This window comes from Paraburkholderia sp. IW21 (assembly GCF_041321145.1).
In the GTDB taxonomy this organism is placed as follows: Bacteria; Pseudomonadota; Gammaproteobacteria; order Burkholderiales; family Burkholderiaceae; genus Paraburkholderia.
Genome location: NZ_JBGGWA010000011.1, coordinates 55,890 through 75,767 on the forward strand (window position 1 = coordinate 55,890; position 19,878 = coordinate 75,767).

Sequence of the window (19,878 nt, forward strand, 5' to 3'; positions counted from 1 at the left end):
TGCCCCTTACAGTCCCAGGATCATTTTGGAAATGATGTTCTTCTGGATTTCGTTGGAACCGCCGAAGATCGACAGCTTGCGGTTGTTGAAGTACAGCGAAGCGGCGCTCGCGGCTTCGTCGGGGCCGACCGGCGTGCCCTCGAAGCCGTCGTGCAAGGCTTCCTCGACGAACGGCTGCGCATACGCTCCCATCGCGCGGCGCGTGAGCGAGGAGATCTCCTGGCGGATCTCGGTGCCGCGAATCTTCAGCATCGAACTCTCCGCGCCCGGTACGCCGCCGCCCGCCACCGCCGCGATGACGCGCAGGTTGGTGGTCTTCATGTTCTCCAGATCGATCTCGACGCGCGCCATGCGTGCCGCAAACGCCGGATCGTCCGCCAGCGGCCGGCCGTTGCGCTGCTGTTTCGCGGCGATCTTGCGCAGCCGATTGAACGCGGCCACCGAGAAGCCGACGCCCGCGATATTGGTGCGCTCATACGTGAGCAGATATTTGGCGTAGGTCCAGCCCTTGTTCTCTTCGCCCACGAGGTTCTCCGCGGGCACGCGCACGTCGGTCAAAAACACTTCGTTGACTTCGTGCTCGCCATCGAGCGTGATGATCGGGCGCACTTCGACGCCCGGCGTATTCATGTCGATCAGAAGGAAGCTGATGCCCTCCTGTTTGCGCACGTCGGTCGCGGTGCGCACGAGGCAGAAAATCATGTTCGCGTAGTGGCCGAGCGTGGTCCACGTCTTCTGACCGTTGACGATGTAGTGCTCGCCTGGCGCATCGCTGCCGCGTACAGCGGTGGTCTTTACCGATGCGAGGTCCGAACCTGCGCCGGGTTCCGAGTAGCCCTGACACCACCAGTCCGAGCCGTCGAGAATGCGTGGCAACCAATGGCGCTTTTGCGCCTCGCTGCCGTATTTGATCAGCACCGGGCCGAGCATGTTGACGCCGAACGGCACGACACGCGGTGCGCCCGCCAATGCGCATTCGTTCTCGAAGATAAATTTCTGAACGGCATTCCAGCCCGGACCGCCGTACTCCTTCGGCCAATGATTGGCGAGCCAGCCTTGCGCGTTGAGAATGGCGTGCCACTCGGCCATGTCGTCGCGCGTGAGGCGACGGCCGCCGTGCACTTTGTCGGCGAGACGCTGCGGGAGCCTGTCACGCAAAAAGCGCTGCACTTCAGCGCGGAAGCCTTCTTCTTCGGGGGTGAAGTTCAGATCCATAGCGGGTTCTTCCCTAGATGTTTAACGGACCGGCGGGTGAGCGGGCGGCCACCGGTCGAGCATGCTCCAGATGACGTGCCGTCTCAAGCCGTCTGATTGAGGCTCGCAAAATCGGCGCCGCGCTCGACCAGTTCGACCAGCAGTGGCGACGCTTGCCAGAACAGCGGATCTTCCTTCGCGAACTCGCGGATGTCGGCGAGAATCGTGGCGAGGCCGACCATGTCAGCGTATTTCATCGGGCCGCCGCGATAGCGCGGGAAGCCGTAGCCGTACAGGAAGGTCACGTCGACGTCGAGCGGCCGCAGCGCGATACCTTCGTGCACGACGTTGGCCCCTTCGTTGATCATCGCGGCCATGTAGCGGCGCATGATTTCTTCGTCGGTGAAAGTGCGCGGCGAGATGCCGGCGCGTTCACGCTCGGCCTCGATGATGGCCTCGACCTCAGGGTCCGGCGTGCCGCTGCGCGAACCTTCGGGGTACAGATAAAAGCCGCGCCCGGTTTTCTGGCCGAACCAACCGCGTTCGCAAAGGCGGTCAGCGATCTGCACGTAGCGGGCTTTGGGATTGCGCGTGGCCGCGCGCCGTTTGCGGGTGGCCCAGCCGATATCGCCGCCCGCCAGATCGACCACCTGGAACGGTCCCATCGGAAAGCCGAACGCCCGCACCGCCGCATCGATCTGATAGGGCGACGCACCGTCTTCCATCATCGCGTCCGCCGCGCTGCGATACACGGCGAGCACCCGGTTGCCGATGAAACCGTCGCACACGCCCGCGCGCACCGGCGTTTTGCGCAGCTTCTTCGCGAGTTCGAATGCGGTGGCGACCACGTCGGCGCTGACCTGCCTGGGCACCACCACTTCCAGCAGCTTCATGATGTTGGCGGGGGAGAAAAAGTGCAGGCCGATCACGTCCGAAGGGCGTGAGATGCCGGCGGCAATTGCGTCGATGTCGAGATACGACGTGTTGGTCGCGAGCACCGCGCCGGCTTTGCAGACGCGATCGAGTTCGGCGAATACGGCCTGTTTCACCGACAGGTCCTCGAATACCGCTTCGATTACCAGATCGGCGCGGGCGACTGCGTCGTACGAGGTGCTGCCGCTCCAGCGCGTCATCACGTCCGCTTTTTTCTCCGCACTCATGCGGCCTTTGGCGATCAGGCCGTCGTACACCTTTTCGATATGTGCGCGGCCGCGTGCGAGCGATGCGTCGTCGCGTTCGATCATCGTCACCGGCAAGCCTGCATCGAGTACGGCGACGGCGATGCCCGCGCCCATCGTGCCGCCGCCCACCACGCCGATCGTGTTGAGCGCGCGCGATTTCGCATCGCGGGTTTCCGGGGCCTTCAGCACTTCGCGCTCGGCAAAGAACGCGTGAATCAGCCCCGCGCGTTGCGGACTGTCGATACATTGCAAGAACAGTTTGCGTTCGAGCCGCAGCCCGTCTTCGAAAGGTTGCTCTACGGCGGCCTCTACGGCATCGACGATCTTTAGCGGGGAGAACAGACCGCGCGACTTCTTCGCCGTCTCCGAGCGCGCCGCAGCGACGGCGGCGAGGCTCGCGACGCTGTCGCTCAGTGCCGCGGCATCACGCGTGCGGCGTACCTGAGCATGGGCGCCCAATAGTTCGTGCACATAGGCGAGCCCTTCGGCGAGGAGGTCGTCGCTGCTGCCGAGCCGGTCGATGAGACCCAGTGCAAGCGCTTCCTTCGCGCCGACGTGACGGCCGCTCAGGATCAGATCGAGCGCGGCTTGCGCGCCGATCAAACGCGGCGTGCGCTGTGTGCCGCCGGCGCCGGGCAGCAGGCCGAGTTGCACTTCCGGCAAACCGAGCTTCGCACCCTCGACGGCGAGCCGGTAGTGCGCCGCGAGCGCCACTTCCAGACCGCCGCCGAGCGCGGCGCCGTGGATCGCGGCCACCACCGGCTTCGCGCAGGCTTCGATGCGGTTGCAGACATCCGGCAGCGACGGCGGTACCGGCGGCTTGCCGAACTCGCGGATATCCGCCCCGGCGATGAAGTTGCGTCCGGCGCCGACGATCAGCACGGCTTCGACGGCCGTGTCGGTATCCGCGGCGTCGATGGCGGCGAGCAGGCCGCGCCGCACATCGGCAGAGAGGGCGTTGACGGGCGCGTGGTCGATCGTCACCAGCAGAACCTTGCCGCGCAATTCGCGCGTCACAACGTCGGCGCAAGGGTTGAGAGTCATCGTGTCGTCTCCTGACTGTTTTCGGGGTATGCCGGGTCTGGCGAATTCTCCGATTGTGGGTTGGCCAAGGTTTATTGACAATGACATGGTCCATTGACAGACTGTCAAAATTGTTTTGACAAAGGTTGCGTGATGGACGTCAATTCTCTGACTTTGCTGGTGGACATTCTCGACGCCGGCAATCTGAGCGAGGCCGCGCGGCGGCTGAAAATGAGCCGCGCGAACGTGAGCTACCACCTGAACCAGCTTGAGCGCTCGATCGGGCTGCAACTGGTGAGGCGCACCACGCGCCGGGTCGAGCCGACCGAGATCGGTCTGCAACTGTACGAACATGGCCGCACGATCCAGAACGCGCTCTTGGCCGCGCGCGAATCGGTCACCACGCTCGGGCAGAGCTTGCAGGGGCGGGTGAGGTTGAGTGTGCCGAGCGGCTATGGCCAACTGGTCATGTCGGATTGGCTGATCGCGTTCAAGCGTCTTTATCCGGGCATCGTGCTCGATGTGATGTTCGAAAATCGCGTCGAGGATCTGATGCGTGATGAGATCGATATCGCGGTGCGGGTGATGTCCGAGCCGCCGCAGAACCTTGTCGCGCGGGATATGGGACCGGTGAGATATGTGGCCTGTGCTTCGCCCGCATTTGCCGAAAGCCGCGGCATGCCGGTGCGGCTCGATGATCTGCGCACTGCGCCGTTGATCACGTCGGCGGTGGTCGGCAGGCAGTTGCGGGTGGCGGCTTATCTGCGCGATGAGCGGCACGAAGTGCTGCTTGAGCCGACGATTATTTCCGAAAACTTTTTGTTTTTGCGCCAGGCGGTGCTGGCTGGGCTGGGGGTGGGGCTGGTGCCCGACTACGTGGTGCAGGACGATCTGCGGCGTGGGGCGGTGGTGACTGCACTCGATGAATGGCGTTTAAGCATCTTCGGCACGCACATGTACATGCTCTATATGCCGAATCGTCATCACACGCGGGCTGCGGCGAGTTTTATCGAGTTCATCCTGGAGCAGGCGCGCGGAAGTGGCCGAGGGGTGACCGCTTGAGCCGCAACGAAGCGTTTTTCCTTCCGCGCGCTGATGATCCGTGCGCGGCAGGCGAACAGAGCAAGGATGGACTCGCTGCGTTGACGCGCAGAAGAACGCGGCATCCGCACGGGCCCCTCACTCACGGGTATGCTTGACGCAAGAAACCCCGCGCAACCCAGACAGCCACAGGAAAGCAACACGATGAACCTCGACGGCCAGACCTACGAATCGCTGACGGCAAACTTCACGTGGGGCATCCCCACGCGCTACAACATCGGCGTCGACGTATGCGACAAATGGGCCGATGGTTCGGGCCGCCTCGCCTTGATCTACGAAGATGCCGAAGGCAAGTCCACACCCTATACATTCGACGAATTGAAGTCGCTGTCCGACCGCTTCGCGAACGCGCTGCTGGCATCCGGTGCGCAACGCGGCGACCGCATTGGCATCTTCCTGTCGCAATCCATCGAAACGGCCGTCGCGCATCTTGCCGCCTACAAAGCCGGCATGGTGGCCGTGCCGCTCTTTGCGCTATTCGGCGTCGACGCGATCGAGCATCGTCTCGGCGATAGCGGCGCGGTCGCGTTGATCACCGACCACGCCGGCGTGCGGAAAATCGACGAAATCCGCGCTGCGTTGCCCGCACTGCGCAGTGTATTCAGTGTCGATATAGACAGTGACAATAGCGATATTCAAGCCCCGGCGCGTTCCTTCTGGCAAGCGCTGAACAGCGCATCCGCCGACTTCATGCCGGCCGACACCGGCGCTGACGACCCCGCGGTGATCATCTACACGTCAGGCACCACCGGCAAACCGAAGGGCGCCTTGCATGGGCATCGCGTGTTGCTCGGCCATCTGCCGGGCGTCGAGATGTCACAGCAGGGCTTCCCCGCGCAGGCCACGCTGATGTGGACGCCCGCGGACTGGGCGTGGATTGGCGGGCTGTTCGACGTGCTGCTGCCGTCGTGGCATCACGGCGTCGCGGTGCTGGCGCGCCGCTTTGCGAAATTCGACGGCCAGGCGGCCTTCGATCTGATGGCGCGCCACGCGGTCTCGCATACGTTTTTGCCGCCTACCGCGCTGAAGATGATGCGCGGCGTCGAGCGTCCCGAACGCTGGCCGCTGGCGCTCTGCTCGGTAGCGAGTGGCGGCGAATCGCTCGGCGAGGAATTGATTGGCTGGGGACGTCGAGCGCTGGGCGTCACGATCAACGAGTTCTATGGTCAAACCGAGTGCAACGTCGTGGTGTCGTCGTGCGCGGCGTTGTTCGAGCCGTGCTTCGGCGCGATCGGTCGCGCGGTGCCGGGGCATTACGTGGCGATCGTCGACGCCGAGGGTAACGAACTGCCGCAAGGCGCAATCGGCGATATCGCGGTAGCCGCACCCGATCCGGTGATATTCCTCGGCTACTGGGGCAACGAGCCGGCAACGCGCGAAAAATTCCGCGGCAAGTTTCTGATCACCGGCGACCTCGGCACGCGCGACGCGGACGGCTTCATCCGCTTCGTCGGGCGTGACGACGACGTGATCACGAGCGCCGGTTACCGGATCGGGCCGGCTTCGATCGAAGATTCGTTGCTGCGTCATCCGGCGGTATCGATGGCAGCGGTGATCGGCGCGCCGGATCGCGAGCGTACGGAGATCGTGATGGCGTTTGTGGTGCTGAATCCCGGTTTCGTCGGCGACGAGGCACTGGTGCGCGAGATTCAGCAACATGTCAAAACGCGCCTCGCCGCGCACGAGTATCCGCGCGAGATCCGTTTCGTCGAAAGCCTGCCGTTGACCGCAACCGGCAAGGTGATTCGCAAAGCGCTGCGTGCGGGACTCGCGCAAGATGCGGAGAATCCTCGCGGCCGGCGTCCGGGCCCGTAACGCCATTCCGCATGCAGCACGCGGCACGCGCCGCGTGCTGCATTGCAACTCGCCACCGCACCATGCCCACTGCCGTTCGCGCCACTCGCGCGCCCGCGAAAGCCGCGTAATCGACGCGCGTGCAACATAGGGCAAGTCCCTAATGCGATTTAGCCGTGCATTACCACTCGCGTGGGCAGCCTCCTAAACTTGATTCAAACAGGAGGGGACCCGATGGCCAAACTCATCCACACGATGATTCGCGTGCACGATCTGCCGCGCTCGCTGCAGTTCTATCAAAAGACTTTCAACTTCGATATTTCGCATCGGCTCGATTTTCCGGATTTCTCGCTCGTCTATTTGCGCAATGAGGAAGCCGACACCGAAATCGAACTGACGTGGAATAAAGGCCGCGCCGAACCGTATTCGCATGGCGATGGCTACGGTCACGTTGCCGTCTGCGTCGACGATGCGAAAAGCGAACGTCAGCGCCTGGTCGACCTCGGCATGACGCCCAATGATCTGCGCGAATTCCACAACGACAACGGTGAGTTGCTGGCGCGCTATTTTTTCATTCAGGACCCTGACGGTTACAAGATCGAAGTGCTGGAACGCTACGGCCATTATCAATAGCACAACCAAACCAGGCGGCCGCCGCGCGTAGTAGCCATGCCCCACAAGGAGACAGACATGAAGACAACGGTCATTCCGATCGTCGAGTCCGAGCACGCACATCATGCGCATCATCATGACCATGACCATGACCATGACCATGACCATGAACACGGCCACGAGCAGCGCGCGGCGCAGGCTGCCGGCGCGGCGCTGCGTATCCCGCTCACGCGGCGCGAACTGTTGAGAGGCACAGGCGTGCTGATGGGCACGCTGGCGTTCTCATCGATCTTGTCGACGCTCGCGCCGAGCCGCGCCTGGGCGCTCGAACTGCAAGGGCTGGACACGCACCAGGGAGAAGTGATCCTGGCGTTCACGCGCCAACTTTATCCGCACGCCACGCTCGATAACGCTGTCTATGCCCTGGTGGTCAAGGACCTCGACGCCAAGGCGAAAGCGGACCCGGCTGTGCGTCGGCAACTCGCGGACGGCGTCCAACAGCTCGACGCGAAAGCCGGCTCGAACTGGCTCACGCGCACGCCGGCCGCTCAGGCTGAAGACGTCGCGGCGCTCGCGGGTTCGCCGTTTTTCAACACGATACGCGGTACGGCGGTGGTCTCGCTATATAGCAACACGATGGCGTATGCGCATTTCGGCTATGGCGCCTCGGAGGGAGACGGCGGTTACCTGAACAAGGGTTTCAACAGTCTCTCGTGGCTGCCCAATCCGCCGGCCGGCGCCAGCGGCCCGATCCCGACGGATAGCTAATAGTCAGAACAGCGGAGACAAAACATGGATCAGGACAACAACAAAGTGCGGTTTTCGCATAACGACGACAAGGTCGTCGTGGTCATCGGTTCGGGTGCGGGAGGCGGCACGCTGGCCAACGAACTGGCACAGAAGGGCATCAACGTCGTCGTGCTGGAAGCGGGCAAGTTGCATACGCAAGGCGATTTCACGACAGACGAATGGGGCGCATTTCAGATGCTGTCATGGCTCGACAAACGCACAACGTCCGGCACATGGCGCGTCGCCAGGGATTTTCCGAATCTGCCCGCATGGATTTGCAAGACGGTGGGCGGTACGACGACTCACTGGGCCGGCGCCAGCCTGCGCATCAAGCCGCACGAGTTCAAGGCGAAGACGACCTACGGCGACATCAAGGACGCCAACCTGCTCGACTGGCCGCTCACGCGCGAAGAGCTCGATCCGTATTACGACCGCGCGCAAGCGAAGATGGGCGTGACGCGCACTCAAGGTCTGCCGGGCCTGCCGGGCAATAACAACTTCAAGGTGATGTCCGCCGGCGCCATGAAAGTCGGCTACAAGGAATGCAATACCGGCCACATGGCGATCAATAGCGTGGTGCGTGACGATCGCGCCCATTGCTTCCAGCGCGGTTTCTGCTTTCAGGGCTGCCGTACGGGCGCCAAGTGGTCGACGCTCTACACCGAGCTGCCGCGCGCCCAGGCTACGGGGCATATGGAGTTGCGTACTCAGGCGCATGTGGTGCGCGTCGAAACGGACGCACGCGGCAAGGCCAAAGAAGTGCTCTACTACGACGGCAACGGCAAATTGCAGCGGCAAAAGGCACGCATTGTTGCTGTGGCGGGCAATTCGATCGAGACACCGCGTTTGCTGTTGAACTCCCATTCGAGCAAATTCCCGCAAGGCCTCGCGAATGGATCGGGACAGGTGGGGCGCAACTACATGCGCCACACCACCGGCTCCGTGTATGCGGTGTTCAACGACAAGGTCGATATGTTCAAGGGCACCACGATGGCCGGCATCATCGAGGACGAAGCGGTGTTCAATCCGCAACGCGGCTTTGCGGGCGGCTATCACATGGAGACCATCTCGCTCGGCCTGCCGTTTTACGCAGCCTTTCTCGACCCGGGCGCCTGGGGGCCGACGTTCAGTCAGGCGATGGATCAATACGCGTACACGGCGGGCATGTGGATCGTCGGCGAAGATATGCCGCGCGAGAGCAATCGCGTGACCTTGAATACCGACGTGAAGGATCAGTACGGCCAGCCGGTGGCCAACGTGCATTTCGACGATCACCCGAATGACGAAGCGATGCGCGAGCATGCGTTCAAACAGGGCACGGCGGTGTACGAAGCGGCGGGCGCCAAGACCGTTTATCGGGTGCCGCCGTATCCGTCCACGCACAACCTCGGTACAGCGCGGATGAGCGCGCGCGCCGAAGACGGCGTGTGCAACAGTTTTGGCCAGACGCACGAGGTGTCGAATCTGTTCATCTCTGATGGCAGCCAGTTCACCACCGGCGCAGCGGAAAACCCGACCATGACAATCGTGACGCTGGCGATCCGCCAGGCCGATCACATCGCGGCGCAGATGAACAAACGTAGGGTGTAAGACGATGACGAGGTGAGCGCTGCGTTCGGGTTCGATGCGATTGTCGACTGACGGATGCCGGCGTATGTTGGCGAAGGATGGCGGCGTGCCGCGGTTGAGTGAAGCCGGCCGCGGCACGGATGCCTGAAAACAGGGAGTAAGCGTCATGTGTGGTATTTACATCAACGCCGATCCGATTCTCTATGAATCGCGCACGCGCTCGTTGCGGATTCACGGTGTGATCACGACGGTCCGCCTCGAAAATCTGTTCTGGGACGTGCTGCACGAAATCGCCGCACGCGAAAGCATGACCACCAGTCAGTTCGCCGTGAAGCTATACGACGAGCTGATTGCGCTGCGCGGCGAGATGCCGACCAACTTCGCGTCGTTCCTGCGGGTGTGCTGCTTGCGCTACCTGTCGATGCGCACGGAGAAAGGTACGACCGTTCCCGATGCCGTGCCCGAGTCGGCCGCGGCGGTCAACGAGGCGAGGCCGCGGATTCTGAAGACGGTTTGACGCAGGAACGGAATAGGCGCACACCGGCTCTACCGCGAGCGCGGCTGGTTTCGCATGCTACGATGCTTTGCCTATTGCGCAGAAGCGTCGGAGACATAGATGCGTCCAGAGAGTGCCGCTCGTTTCGATGAACAGTTTGCGCCTCGCATCGCCGAGGCTCTCGCCGCCTGTTTCGCCACGACCGTGCATACCGAAGTGCTGCCTTATGGCGGCCATGGGCATCCCACGCGCGTGCGGATTCATGCAGCGCCGATCGAAGACCTGCGCCACTACCCGCATCCGCTGAATCTGTTTCTGACCTGGGATAGCGACGAAATCGAAAGGCTGATGGGGGCGGCGGGGCAGGCGCGCTTCGCCAGCTATCTGGCTGCATTGCCGCGCAAGCTCGAAGCCTGGCGGCACGCGCGCGAACTGGATTTTCTCTCGCATACCCAAGCCGAGCCGGTGACATTGATCGGCGGGCTCGACTTCGAGTCGTAAGAAGCGCGTAACTGGCGCGTAACAGACGTTGTGCAACGAACGGGCGCCGTGCAGGAAGCATCGCGCAACATGCAAAAAGCGCCGCGCGGGAAAGCGCGCGGCTTGCGGGGCGGCTATAAAACGTCGCTGCGATTTCGCTTGGCGTGCCTTAGTCCAGCTTGAACTGCGTCACTGCGCTGGCAAGACTCGCCGCCTGGCTTTGCAAGGCGGCCGCGGCCGCTGTCGATTCCTCGACCAGCGCGGCGTTCTGCTGAACCATCTCGTCCAGTTGGCTGACCGCGCGGTTCACTTCCTGAATCCCGCGCGTTTGCTCGTTGGCCGCCTGGGTGATTTCGGAAATGATGGTCGTCACGTTGGCGACGTTGTTGACGATCTCCGTCATCGTCTCACCGGCCTGGTGAACCTGGCCCGAACCGGATGTCACGCTCGCGACGGTTGCTTCGATCAGCACCTTGATTTCCTTCGCGGCCTGCGCGCTGCGCTGCGCGAGGCTGCGCACTTCGCCGGCCACCACCGCGAAACCGCGGCCTTGCTCACCCGCGCGCGCGGCTTCCACCGCGGCGTTCAACGCGAGGATATTGGTCTGGAACGCAATGCCGTCGATCACGCCGATGATGTCGGAGATTTTCACCGACGCATGCTCGATCTCGCCCATGGTCGTAATCACTTCGGAGATCACCACGCCGCCGCGCGAGGCGACCTGCGATGCGGACACGGCGCTATCGTCGGCCTGCTTCGCGGCGCTGGCCGATTGCGTGACTGTCGAGGTGATTTCTTCCATCGACGCCGCCGTCTGTTGCAGGCTCGCCGCAGCCGATTCGGTGCGGCCCGACAGATCCACGTTGCCGGCGGCGATTTCATTCGCGGCCACACGCACCGATTCGCTGGCATCGCGAATCTGGCGCATCACGTGGCTGAGTTTGTCGATGAAGGTATTGAACGAACGCGCGATCTGGGCGACTTCGTCGTTGCCGACGGCTGGCAGACGTTGCGTCAGATCGCCTTCGCCCGAACCGATCGCGTCCATCGCATCGCGTACTTTCGACAGGCGCTGGAACGAGACGGCGGTGACCGCGGCCACGACCGCGGCGGCGATACCGGCAACCACGATCAGAGCGATGATCGAAGCGGTCAACAACGATCGCATGCCCGCAGTCGCCTCCGCTTTGTCGAGTGCGACGACGGCGTACCAGTCCGTGCCGGGAATGGCCTCGGCGCGCAGCAGTTTCGTGCTGCCGTTCACGTCGACTTCGACAGGGTGCTCGGCGCTGAAGAGCGCGGCCAGCTTGTCGCTGGTGAGCGCCGGCGCGAGGTCCGACACCGGCTTCAAGGTCAGCTTCGCGTCCGGATGCGCGACGATATGGCCGCTCGCGTCGACCAACATGCCGAAGCTGGCGGGCGTGGGGTGAATCGCCTTGACGTTGGCAATCACGCTGTCCATCGCGACGTCGCCGGATACGACGCCTTTCACGGCGCCATCGCGCACCACGGGCGCCGCGAATGCGACGACCAGCTTGCCCGTGCCCACGTCCACATAAGGCGGCGTCACCACCGGCTTGCCCGCTGCGGCAGCCTGCTTGTACCAGGGGCGGCCGGTCGGATCGTAGTCGGGCGGAATGCCGGTCGGGTCGGAGAACTTCGCGGTCTTGTCCGCGTAGCCGACGTACACATTGGTGAACTTGCCGGCTGCGGCGATCTGCTTCAACGCGGCGGACGGATCGGGCTGAAGCACGGCGTCCTGCAGCGAGTTGATCATCTGGCTATTGGATGCGACCCAGTCGGCGATACCGTCTGCATGGCCGCTTTCCACGGCGTTCAAACTGTTTTCAATGGCTTCGGCGTTATACGAGTTGGCGACGACATAGTTGAGGACCGCGTTGGCAGCGAGCGCAACCACAACGATAGCGACGCACAGGGCGACGATGCGCGCGCGAATGGAGGAGAACATGTTGGGAGTCTTTCGGAGTAAACGGTGAGCCGGAGTCGGTGAGGCGGGGGCCTCATACCCGGTATACGGCGTGGGCAGCGCAGACTTGAGCGGGTCATGCTTTCAATTGCTGACCGACGCCGGGAAAGCCGCTTGGGGCGGCGCGCCGCCACGCTGTCCAATTTTTCGCGCGATACGGGCTTTTCAATAGACGCCGAAATCGAACCGCGCAGGAACACGCGTGTCGCGCCCGGCGATCTGAAAAAAAACGGCCGCTGCTTTTATTGCAGCGGCCGCTTCTTCTGGCATGGGTCGATTTGAAACTTAACTGCCCAGCGCCGGATCGCTCATGCTGCTCTTGCCGGTTTCCACGTGTCCGGCGAAGCGCCGAGCAAACGACGGGTCGGTGTCGACTGTAATCGCCAGGTCGTACCAGCCGTGTGCGTTGCGCAGATCGAGGTACAGCTCTTCGGTATCGCCGCCGCGAACCGAATGCCTGACGATGTTGTCCGCGTCATACGCGTTGACGATCGTGAACTGGCAGCGCGCGCTGCCCACATTTTCCAGCCGCAATTGCAGATTGCCGTTCGCGACATCGTAGCCCTCGGCGATTTCCGGCCGCGCGATTTCGGCGCCGTTCCACCAGCTTCTCGCGACCGGCTTGCCCGCGAAACGACGCAGAAAGCCGTTCGGGCCGTGCACCGTGAAATCGTACGTGCCGTCGACATTCAACGGGAGCCGATCCTGCAGACGCTTGCCGGCTTCGACCGTATACGTGCGCGGCGCGTCGAGGCCATGCGCTGCGTAGACGAGAAATACAGCCCCGGTGCGCCCCGTGTTGACGAAACGCATCGTCAGCGTGTTGGCCGAGCCTTCGCCGTGCACGCGCACGAACAGCTCGTACGGCAGGGCGCGAGCCGGGCGTACGCCGGGTTCCTGCTTCGGCACGGCCTGCACGGCCGGTGGCAGCGGCACATAGTCCGGGTGGCGGTTCTGATCGGGCGGCACATAGCCGCTCGTGCTCGGCAGTGCCGGGAACGCGTCGTTCGGATTGCTGAAGTTGAATGCCGACATCAGATCGCCGCACACCGCACGGCGCCACGGCGTGATGTTCGACTCGCCGAGATTGTGCTGCTGCCCGAAGCGCTTTTCGATGAAACGGATCACCGAGGTATGGTCGAACAGTTCCGAGCACACATAGCCGCCCTTCGACCACGGCGAGACCACCAGCATCGGCACGCGCGGTCCGAGCCCATACGGACCTGCCGGCGTTTTGCCGTTGCCCGGATAGTTTTCATTGCTGGTATCGACCGTCGACAAACCGTTTGCGCTAGAGGCCGGCGCGAACGGGGGCGCCATGTGATCGAAGAAGCCGTCGTTCTCGTCGTAATTGATCAGCAGCACGGTCTTGCTCCACACCTCGGGATTCGAGGTGAGAATCTGCAGGACCTGATCGATGTACCACGCACCGTAATTCGACGGCCAGTTCGGGTGCTCGGAATACGCCTCCGGCGCGACGATCCACGAGACTTGCGGCAGCGCGTTGTTCTGTACGTCGCGCTTGAGGATGTCGAAGTAGCCGTCGCCCTTCGCCGCGTGGGTGCCCGTGCGCGCATTGTCGTACAGCGGATTGCCCGGCTGCGCATTGCGGTACTGGTTGAAGTACAGCAGCGAGTTGTCGCCGTAGTTGCCGATGTACGCGTTTTGCGTCCAGCCCCATGCGCCGTTCGCATCGAGCCCGGTGCCGATGTCCTGATAGATCTTCCACGAAATACCCGCGTTTTGCAGCACTTCCGGATACGTGGACCAGCCGTAGCCGAGTTCGGAATTGTCGATCACCGGGCCGCCGCCGCTGCCGTCGTTGCCGACCCAGCCGCTCCACATGTAGTAGCGGTTCGGATCGGTCGGGCCCATCAGCGAGCAATGGTAGGCGTCGCAGATCGTGAAGGCGTCGGCGAGCTGATAGTGAAACGGAATGTCGTCGCGTGTGAGGTAGGCCATCGTCGTGGTGCCCTTGGAAGGCACCCATTGATCGTAGCGGCCGCCGTTCCATGCCGCGTGCGTGCTGTTCCAGTCGTGTGCGAGGTCTTGCAGGAATTGCAGGCCGAGATTCGGCGCGGTGGGGCGGAACGGCAACACATAGCCTGCGTCCGCGGCGAGCGGCTGATACCACACCGGCTTGCCGTTGGGCAGGTTGATCGCGCGCGTATCGCCGAAGCCGCGCACGCCCTTGAGCGTGCCGAAGTAATGGTCGAACGAGCGGTTTTCCTGCATCAACACGACGATGTGCTCGACATCGCGAATGCTGCCGGTTTTATTGTTGGCCGGAATGGCGAGGGCGTTGCGAATGCCCAGCGGCAACATGCTCAACGCGGTGGCGGAACCCGCGGCGTGAGCGGCGGAACGCAGAAAATCACGGCGATTTTTTGAAGTCATGGGTTTGGCTTTCGATCTTCAGAAGAGAAACGAACCACGCGGCGCGCGAGCGTGGGCGGCGCGACGCATGGGGCGCGGAACTCAATCTACGGTGTGAATGACGGGTGTGGCGAGCGGCGTCGATGCGGCAGCGGACAAGGCCGCGTCTGAGCTTGATGCGGGCAGCCCCGGGGTTTGAATCGTGAGTGCGGGAGACGTCGGTGAGGCGGACGACGGGTTCGCTGACAGGACTTGCGACGTGCTGCCGGTGTCGCCGGCGCGATCGGTAGAATTCACCGGATTTGCTTGCGACACTTTGTCGTCGTCGTTGCCGCAGGCGCCGAGCGACCCGCACACGAACATGGCGATCAGTGCGCCTGCCAAACGTTTGCGAGGTAAGGCAGCACTTGGCTTCGACACAACGGACATGGAATGTCTCCGGCACGGGGGAGGGAGCGCCAGGGCATTCGCGTGCCCAGGTCAACGATGCGGAAGAATAATCGTTGACCTGTGTAAGTTTTGTGAAGAGGCGGTGAAAAATAGTGAGGACATGGCTAGCCGTCAATCCGGGATCGCGACGATCGCCTCGATCTCGACGCGTTGGCGTTCAACCCTGCCGCGTGACAAACGCCGCAATCGCCTCGTTCAACGCAGCCGGCGCATCGCGATGCGGCGAATGTCCGCAAGCGTCGAGTTTGACCAGTTGCGCATGCGGTACACGTTCGCCGATCGTATCGATCTGCGCCATCGTGCCGTAGTTGTCGTCGTGGCCTTGCACGGCGAGCAGCGGCTTTCGGATGTAAGCCAATTCGTCAGCGATACTCCATTCCCTGAACGCCGGATTCAACCAGATGTCGTTCCAGCCATAGAACGCGGAATCGACATCGGCATGATAGCGGCTGAGTTTGCTGCGCAGGTCGGTGGTTTCGTAAAGCTGCCTGGTCTGCGCGATACTTTCCACCGAGATGTCTTCGACGAACACGTGCGGTGCAATCGCCACGGCGCCGGCCAATGCCTCCGGGTGCAGCGCCGCATACAGCAGCGTGATCGAGCCGCCGTCGCTATGGCCAATGACCCACATGTGCTTGCGTTCCTGCATGTCGATATCGAGCGCATCGAGCAAAGCGGGCAGGATATCGCGGGCTTGCGCCGTCATGAAATCGACGGGCCATTTGACGTCGCGCTCACGCGGCGTCGAAAGGCCATAGCCGGGCCGCGAGTAGACGAGGCCACGCATGCCGAGCCGCTCGCACAATGCTTGCGGCCAGTCGCGCCACATCGCAATCGAACCGAGTCCTTCATGCAGGAATACGGCGATCGGTGCATTGCCTGCCGCTTCATTTACCCAGCAATATTCGATGCGTAACGGTCCATGCGATGCCGTGACGGGCAACTCGGCGAAGCCGCTAGCAATGGTTGCGGTTGCGGGGTTCTGCATGGATCACCTTATGACAGTTCGCGCAGTTTGAAGCGTTGGATCTTGCCGGTTGCGGTTTTCGGCAAATCGTCGACGAACAGAATATCGCGCGGGTACTTATGTGGCGCGAGCCGTTCCTTGACGAAAGCCTTCAACTCATCCGCGAGTATCTCAGACGGCGGGAAGTCGCGCTTCAACACCACGAACGCGCGGGTCTTGACGAGGCCGCCGTGATCGACGCCGACCACCGCCGCTTCCAGCACCGCGTCGTGCTGCACCAACACCATCTCCACTTCGACAGGTGATACGTATTGACCGCTGACTTTCAGCATGTCATCGCTGCGGCCCGCATACACATAGCAGCCGTTCGCGAGGCGGCAGTACTTGTCGCCACTGCGAATCCATTCGCCAAGGAACGTGGCGCGCGATTTCTCGCGATTGCTCCAATACATGAGCGCCGCGCTCGGCCCTTTGATATAGAGATCGCCGACTTCGCCGTCGGGCACCGCATGGCCGGCTTCGTCGCGCAGTTCGACTTCATAGCCGGGCACAGGGCGGCCCGTCGTGCCGTATTCGACAGCACCGGGGCGATTCGACAGGAAGATATGCAGCATTTCGGTCGAGCCGATGCCGTCGAGAATCTCGCAGCCGAAGTGCGCCGTGAAACGCTCGCCGATTTCGCGCGGCAACGCTTCACCGGCTGACGTGCAAACGCGCATCGCGACATCGGCACGCGCGGGCAGGTTGGGCGACACGAGCATGCTCGCGTAGAGCGTGGGCACGCCATAGAAAACGGTTGGGCGATGCCGCACGAGGCGCGTGAAAATGGCGTCGGCAGTGGGACGCTCCGCCATCAATACGGCCGTAGCGCCGACAGAAAGCGGGAAGGTCAAACCGTTGCCCAGACCATAAGCAAAGAACAATTTGGCCGCCGAGAACACCACATCGCTTTCGACGATCCCAAGAATGGGTTTCGCGTACAACTCAGCCGTCCAGTACAGATTCGCGTGCGTGTGGACGGTGCCTTTCGGTTTGCCGGTCGAGCCCGACGAATACAGCCAGAAGGCGATATCGTCGCAACCTGTCGCGGCCGCTTTGACGGCCGGCGTGGCGGCGTCGATGAGATCTTTGAGTAGCGGCGCCACTAAAGGCTCGCTTTCTGGCGGCTGCGACACGATCAGCTGGCAACCGTCATGTTCGGCGGTATCCATCGCCTGCGTGACATTCGGCAGCAACGTACCCGATGCGATCACGGCGCGTGCATGGCTATGCGTGAGCATGTACACGTAATCGGCCGCGGTGAGCAGCGTGTTCGCGATTACCGGTACGACGCCCGCATAGAGCGCACCGAGAAAGGCGATCGGCAGTTCCACGGTATCGAGCATGACCAGCAGCACACGTTCTTCAGGATGCACGCCGAGGGTACGCAATGCGCTCGCGAAGCGCCGGGCCCGTTCTTCAAGTTCGCCGTAGGTGATGGTGCCGGTGTCGTCGATATAAGCGGTTTTGCCGGCGCGCGATTCATTCAGTCCGAACAGGTAGGCCGCGAAATTGAATAACGCGGGCGGCGCTTCGACCGTCGCGGCGGGCTGACTCGCAGCCGGTTCCAACAGGGCTTCCATATGTCTCCTCCATCGGGTGGGGCGGTCCGGCTGTTATGTGCTCATGATCCGCTCGATGCTTGCGTGCTTACTGCTTGCCTCGTGCCGCTACGCCGTCGGCAAATGGGTCGTTTGCGTCAGGGCGTCGATTGCCGCGCTCGATGCCTGAACGGCCGAACGTCGGTGATAGAAGCCCAGCGCGCGCAAGCCGCCGAGTTCCTCGCCGCCGCCTGCGCGGCCCGGTCCGCCGTGCAACGACATCGGCATGACGTTGCCATGGCCCGTTTGACTCTGCTGGACCGAAGGCGAGATCGCATGCACGCGGCCGTGCGAATCGGCGAGTTCCAGTGCCAGGCGGCCGAGATGTGCGTCGTCGTTCGAATAGATCGACGCGACAAGCGAGCCCTGGCCGCGTCGCGCGAGTGCGACGGCGTGAGCTTCGGGCAGGGCGTCGTTTGCTGCGGTGGCGACGCGATAGGGCGCAACAGTCGCCACCGGTCCGAATACTTCGACGTCGTGCAGTAGCGTCGCGTTGTCGGGATCGTTGACGACGAACAGATGGGGGGCGACGCACGCCGCGATCGTTGCGTCCGCATCGATAAGCGGCGCGGCCGAGCCGTCGTACGCGAGCACGGCTTCCTCACGCAGCGCGGCAATACCGGCCAGCACATTCTCGTACTGTTCACGGCTCACGAGCGCGCCCATCCGCACAGCTTCGTTGCGCGGATTGCCGACGGCGATTGTCGCGAGCTTCGCTTTGAGCGCATCGAGCACCGCTTCGAGCGATGCTTCGGGCACGAACGCGCGTCGGATCGCCGTACATTTCTGCCCGGACTTCACGGTCATTTCCCGCACGACTTCCTTGATGAACAGTTCGAAAGCCGGCGTGCCGGGTGTTGCATCGGCGCAGAGGATGGCGCTGTTGAGACTGTCGGCTTCGACATTCAGACGCGCGCCTCGCTCGACGAAAGCCGGGTGGGCACGCAGTGTCGCGGCGGTTTGAGCGGAGCCGGTGAAGGACACCACGTCGAATGCCTGAATCTGGTCGAGCAAACCGGCTGAACTGCCGCAGATCACGGACAGCGCACCGTCCGGCAAAATCCCGGCGTCGACCACCTCGGCAACCATCTTTTGAGTAAGCCACGCGGTCGCCGTGGCCGGCTTGATGATGACCGGCACACCGGACAGCAACGCGGGCGCGGCTTTCTCCCACAAGCCCCACGACGGAAAATTGAACGCGTTGATGAAAAGCGCGACGCCGTGCGTCGGCGTGAGCACGTGCTGCACGCTGAACGATTGATCCTTGCTCAACGATACGGCATTGCCGTCGCGCAGCGCATGCACGTCGCCGAGCGACGCACCGAGCTTCGCGTAGTACGACAGCGTGAAAATCCCACCGTCGATGTCCACCGCCGAATCGTTGCGCGTGGTGCCCGAGTTGGCCGTGGCGATCGCATAGTAATCGTCGCGCCTGGCCTGCAGCAGTTTCACGATCCCGGCGAGCCGGGCCGCGCGCTGCGCATAGCTCAGTTCGCGCAAGGCGGCGCCCCCTTCTTCGCGAGCGAAGCCGAATGCGTGGGCGAGATCGAGGCCTTGGCTCGATACGCGCACGAGAGCCTCACCGGTGATTGGATCGGTCAGCGTTACGCCTTCACCTTCGCCTGCGACCCACTGGCCTGCTACGTAGTTCTTCAAAAGTTCGGTCATGACGAGGTCTCAGGCAGAAGTGGGGGCGGCGGTGAATTCGATGGCGCCCTGCGGCAGCAGATACAGCACCAGCGCCTGCCCATTCGCGACAGTCGGACGGTGGGCGCTGCCCGGGCCGTACACGCACCAGCCCGCGGGATGACCGTCGAAGGTCGCGCCTTCGGTGAGCGGCATGATCAGATCGATTTCACCGTTCGGGTGAACGTGATGCGGACCGGCAATATCTTTCATATCGACCACGTCGACGGAAAAGCCGTGGGTATCCGGCAGCGCCTTGAAGATCCGGCCATAGCGAATGCCGCCGCCTTCGCGGTTGCAGAGCCAGCCCTCGGCCACACCGGTGCGGCAGGCATGGGCGAGATCGCGGAAGGTCGCGCCGTCCGCGGGATAGGTGTCGTTCAGCCATGTGGCCAGCGAGCCGTCGAGCGGGCGGCCGGCAAGTTGCGCTGTCACGCCTGCGATCAGGCGTTGGAAGTCATGTGGGGACATGCGAGCCTCCAGATTAGCGGGCGCACGCACCTTAATTCATGCGTGTTACCGCGTCGTCTCCA

General features: G+C 62.9%; 16 protein-coding genes. 7 read left to right on the forward strand and 9 right to left on the reverse strand.

Going from position 1 to position 19,878, the window contains the following annotated elements:
* Nucleotides 1-6: 6 nt before the first annotated feature.
* Entirely contained in the window at nt 7-1,215 is a 1,209-nt protein-coding gene (locus ACAX43_RS24255; protein ID WP_370710945.1) for an acyl-CoA dehydrogenase family protein, read from the reverse strand.
* Nucleotides 1,216-1,298: 83 nt separating this feature from the next.
* Nucleotides 1,299-3,419, reverse strand: a complete 2,121-nt coding sequence (locus tag ACAX43_RS24260; protein ID WP_370710946.1) for a 3-hydroxyacyl-CoA dehydrogenase NAD-binding domain-containing protein — start codon at nt 3,417-3,419, stop codon at nt 1,299-1,301.
* A 132-nt stretch (nt 3,420-3,551) separates the two neighbouring features.
* Here ACAX43_RS24260 and ACAX43_RS24265 point away from each other — a divergent pair, with 132 nt between their 5' ends.
* The 7 genes from ACAX43_RS24265 (at nt 3,552) to ACAX43_RS24295 (ending at nt 10,260) form a co-directional block, all read left to right on the forward strand.
* Nucleotides 3,552-4,460 carry a LysR family transcriptional regulator gene (locus ACAX43_RS24265; protein WP_370710947.1) on the forward strand — a complete coding sequence of 303 codons (909 nt, stop codon included), beginning with the start codon at nt 3,552-3,554 and terminating at the stop codon, nt 4,458-4,460.
* 183 nt (nt 4,461-4,643) lie between these two features.
* Nucleotides 4,644-6,314 (forward strand): acyl-CoA synthetase, encoded by a 1,671-nt coding sequence (locus tag ACAX43_RS24270; protein WP_370710948.1) that lies wholly within the window; start codon nt 4,644-4,646, stop codon nt 6,312-6,314.
* Between the two features lie 213 nt (nt 6,315-6,527).
* Nucleotides 6,528-6,926, forward strand: a complete 399-nt coding sequence (locus ACAX43_RS24275; protein WP_370710949.1) for a VOC family protein — start codon at nt 6,528-6,530, stop codon at nt 6,924-6,926.
* Between the two features lie 57 nt (nt 6,927-6,983).
* Nucleotides 6,984-7,673 carry a tat (twin-arginine translocation) pathway signal sequence gene (locus tag ACAX43_RS24280; RefSeq protein WP_370710950.1) on the forward strand — a complete coding sequence of 230 codons (690 nt, stop codon included), beginning with the start codon at nt 6,984-6,986 and terminating at the stop codon, nt 7,671-7,673.
* A 24-nt stretch (nt 7,674-7,697) separates the two neighbouring features.
* Nucleotides 7,698-9,284, forward strand: a complete 1,587-nt coding sequence (locus ACAX43_RS24285) for a GMC family oxidoreductase (protein WP_370710951.1) — start codon at nt 7,698-7,700, stop codon at nt 9,282-9,284.
* A 145-nt stretch (nt 9,285-9,429) separates the two neighbouring features.
* On the forward strand, nt 9,430-9,780 hold the full coding sequence (locus ACAX43_RS24290; RefSeq protein ID WP_370710952.1) for a ribbon-helix-helix domain-containing protein: 351 nt from the start codon (nt 9,430-9,432) through the stop codon (nt 9,778-9,780).
* Between the two features lie 99 nt (nt 9,781-9,879).
* Entirely contained in the window at nt 9,880-10,260 is a 381-nt protein-coding gene (locus ACAX43_RS24295; RefSeq protein ID WP_370710953.1) for a DUF5594 family protein, read from the forward strand.
* Between the two features lie 148 nt (nt 10,261-10,408).
* Here the strand turns inward: ACAX43_RS24295 and ACAX43_RS24300 are convergent, their stop codons facing one another.
* The 7 genes from ACAX43_RS24300 to ACAX43_RS24330 form a co-directional block, all read right to left on the reverse strand.
* Nucleotides 10,409-12,208: a methyl-accepting chemotaxis protein gene (locus ACAX43_RS24300; protein WP_370710954.1), complete on the reverse strand. Its 1,800-nt coding sequence runs from the start codon at nt 12,206-12,208 to the stop codon at nt 10,409-10,411.
* Between the two features lie 303 nt (nt 12,209-12,511).
* The gene (locus tag ACAX43_RS24305) at nt 12,512-14,623 is read right to left on the reverse strand and encodes a phosphocholine-specific phospholipase C (protein ID WP_370710955.1); all 2,112 of its coding nucleotides are present in this window, start codon (nt 14,621-14,623) and stop codon (nt 12,512-12,514) included.
* Nucleotides 14,624-14,704: 81 nt separating this feature from the next.
* On the reverse strand, nt 14,705-15,031 hold the full coding sequence (locus ACAX43_RS24310; RefSeq protein WP_370710956.1) for a hypothetical protein: 327 nt from the start codon (nt 15,029-15,031) through the stop codon (nt 14,705-14,707).
* Between the two features lie 178 nt (nt 15,032-15,209).
* Nucleotides 15,210-16,040, reverse strand: a complete 831-nt coding sequence (locus tag ACAX43_RS24315; RefSeq protein WP_370710957.1) for an alpha/beta fold hydrolase — start codon at nt 16,038-16,040, stop codon at nt 15,210-15,212.
* An 8-nt stretch (nt 16,041-16,048) separates the two neighbouring features.
* The gene (locus ACAX43_RS24320; protein WP_370710958.1) at nt 16,049-17,641 is read right to left on the reverse strand and encodes a benzoate-CoA ligase family protein; all 1,593 of its coding nucleotides are present in this window, start codon (nt 17,639-17,641) and stop codon (nt 16,049-16,051) included.
* Nucleotides 17,642-17,728: 87 nt separating this feature from the next.
* Entirely contained in the window at nt 17,729-19,327 is a 1,599-nt protein-coding gene (locus ACAX43_RS24325; RefSeq protein ID WP_370710959.1) for a 3,4-dehydroadipyl-CoA semialdehyde dehydrogenase, read from the reverse strand.
* Between the two features lie 9 nt (nt 19,328-19,336).
* Nucleotides 19,337-19,816, reverse strand: a complete 480-nt coding sequence (locus tag ACAX43_RS24330) for a DUF4863 family protein (RefSeq protein WP_370710960.1) — start codon at nt 19,814-19,816, stop codon at nt 19,337-19,339.
* Nucleotides 19,817-19,878 lie beyond the last annotated feature (62 nt).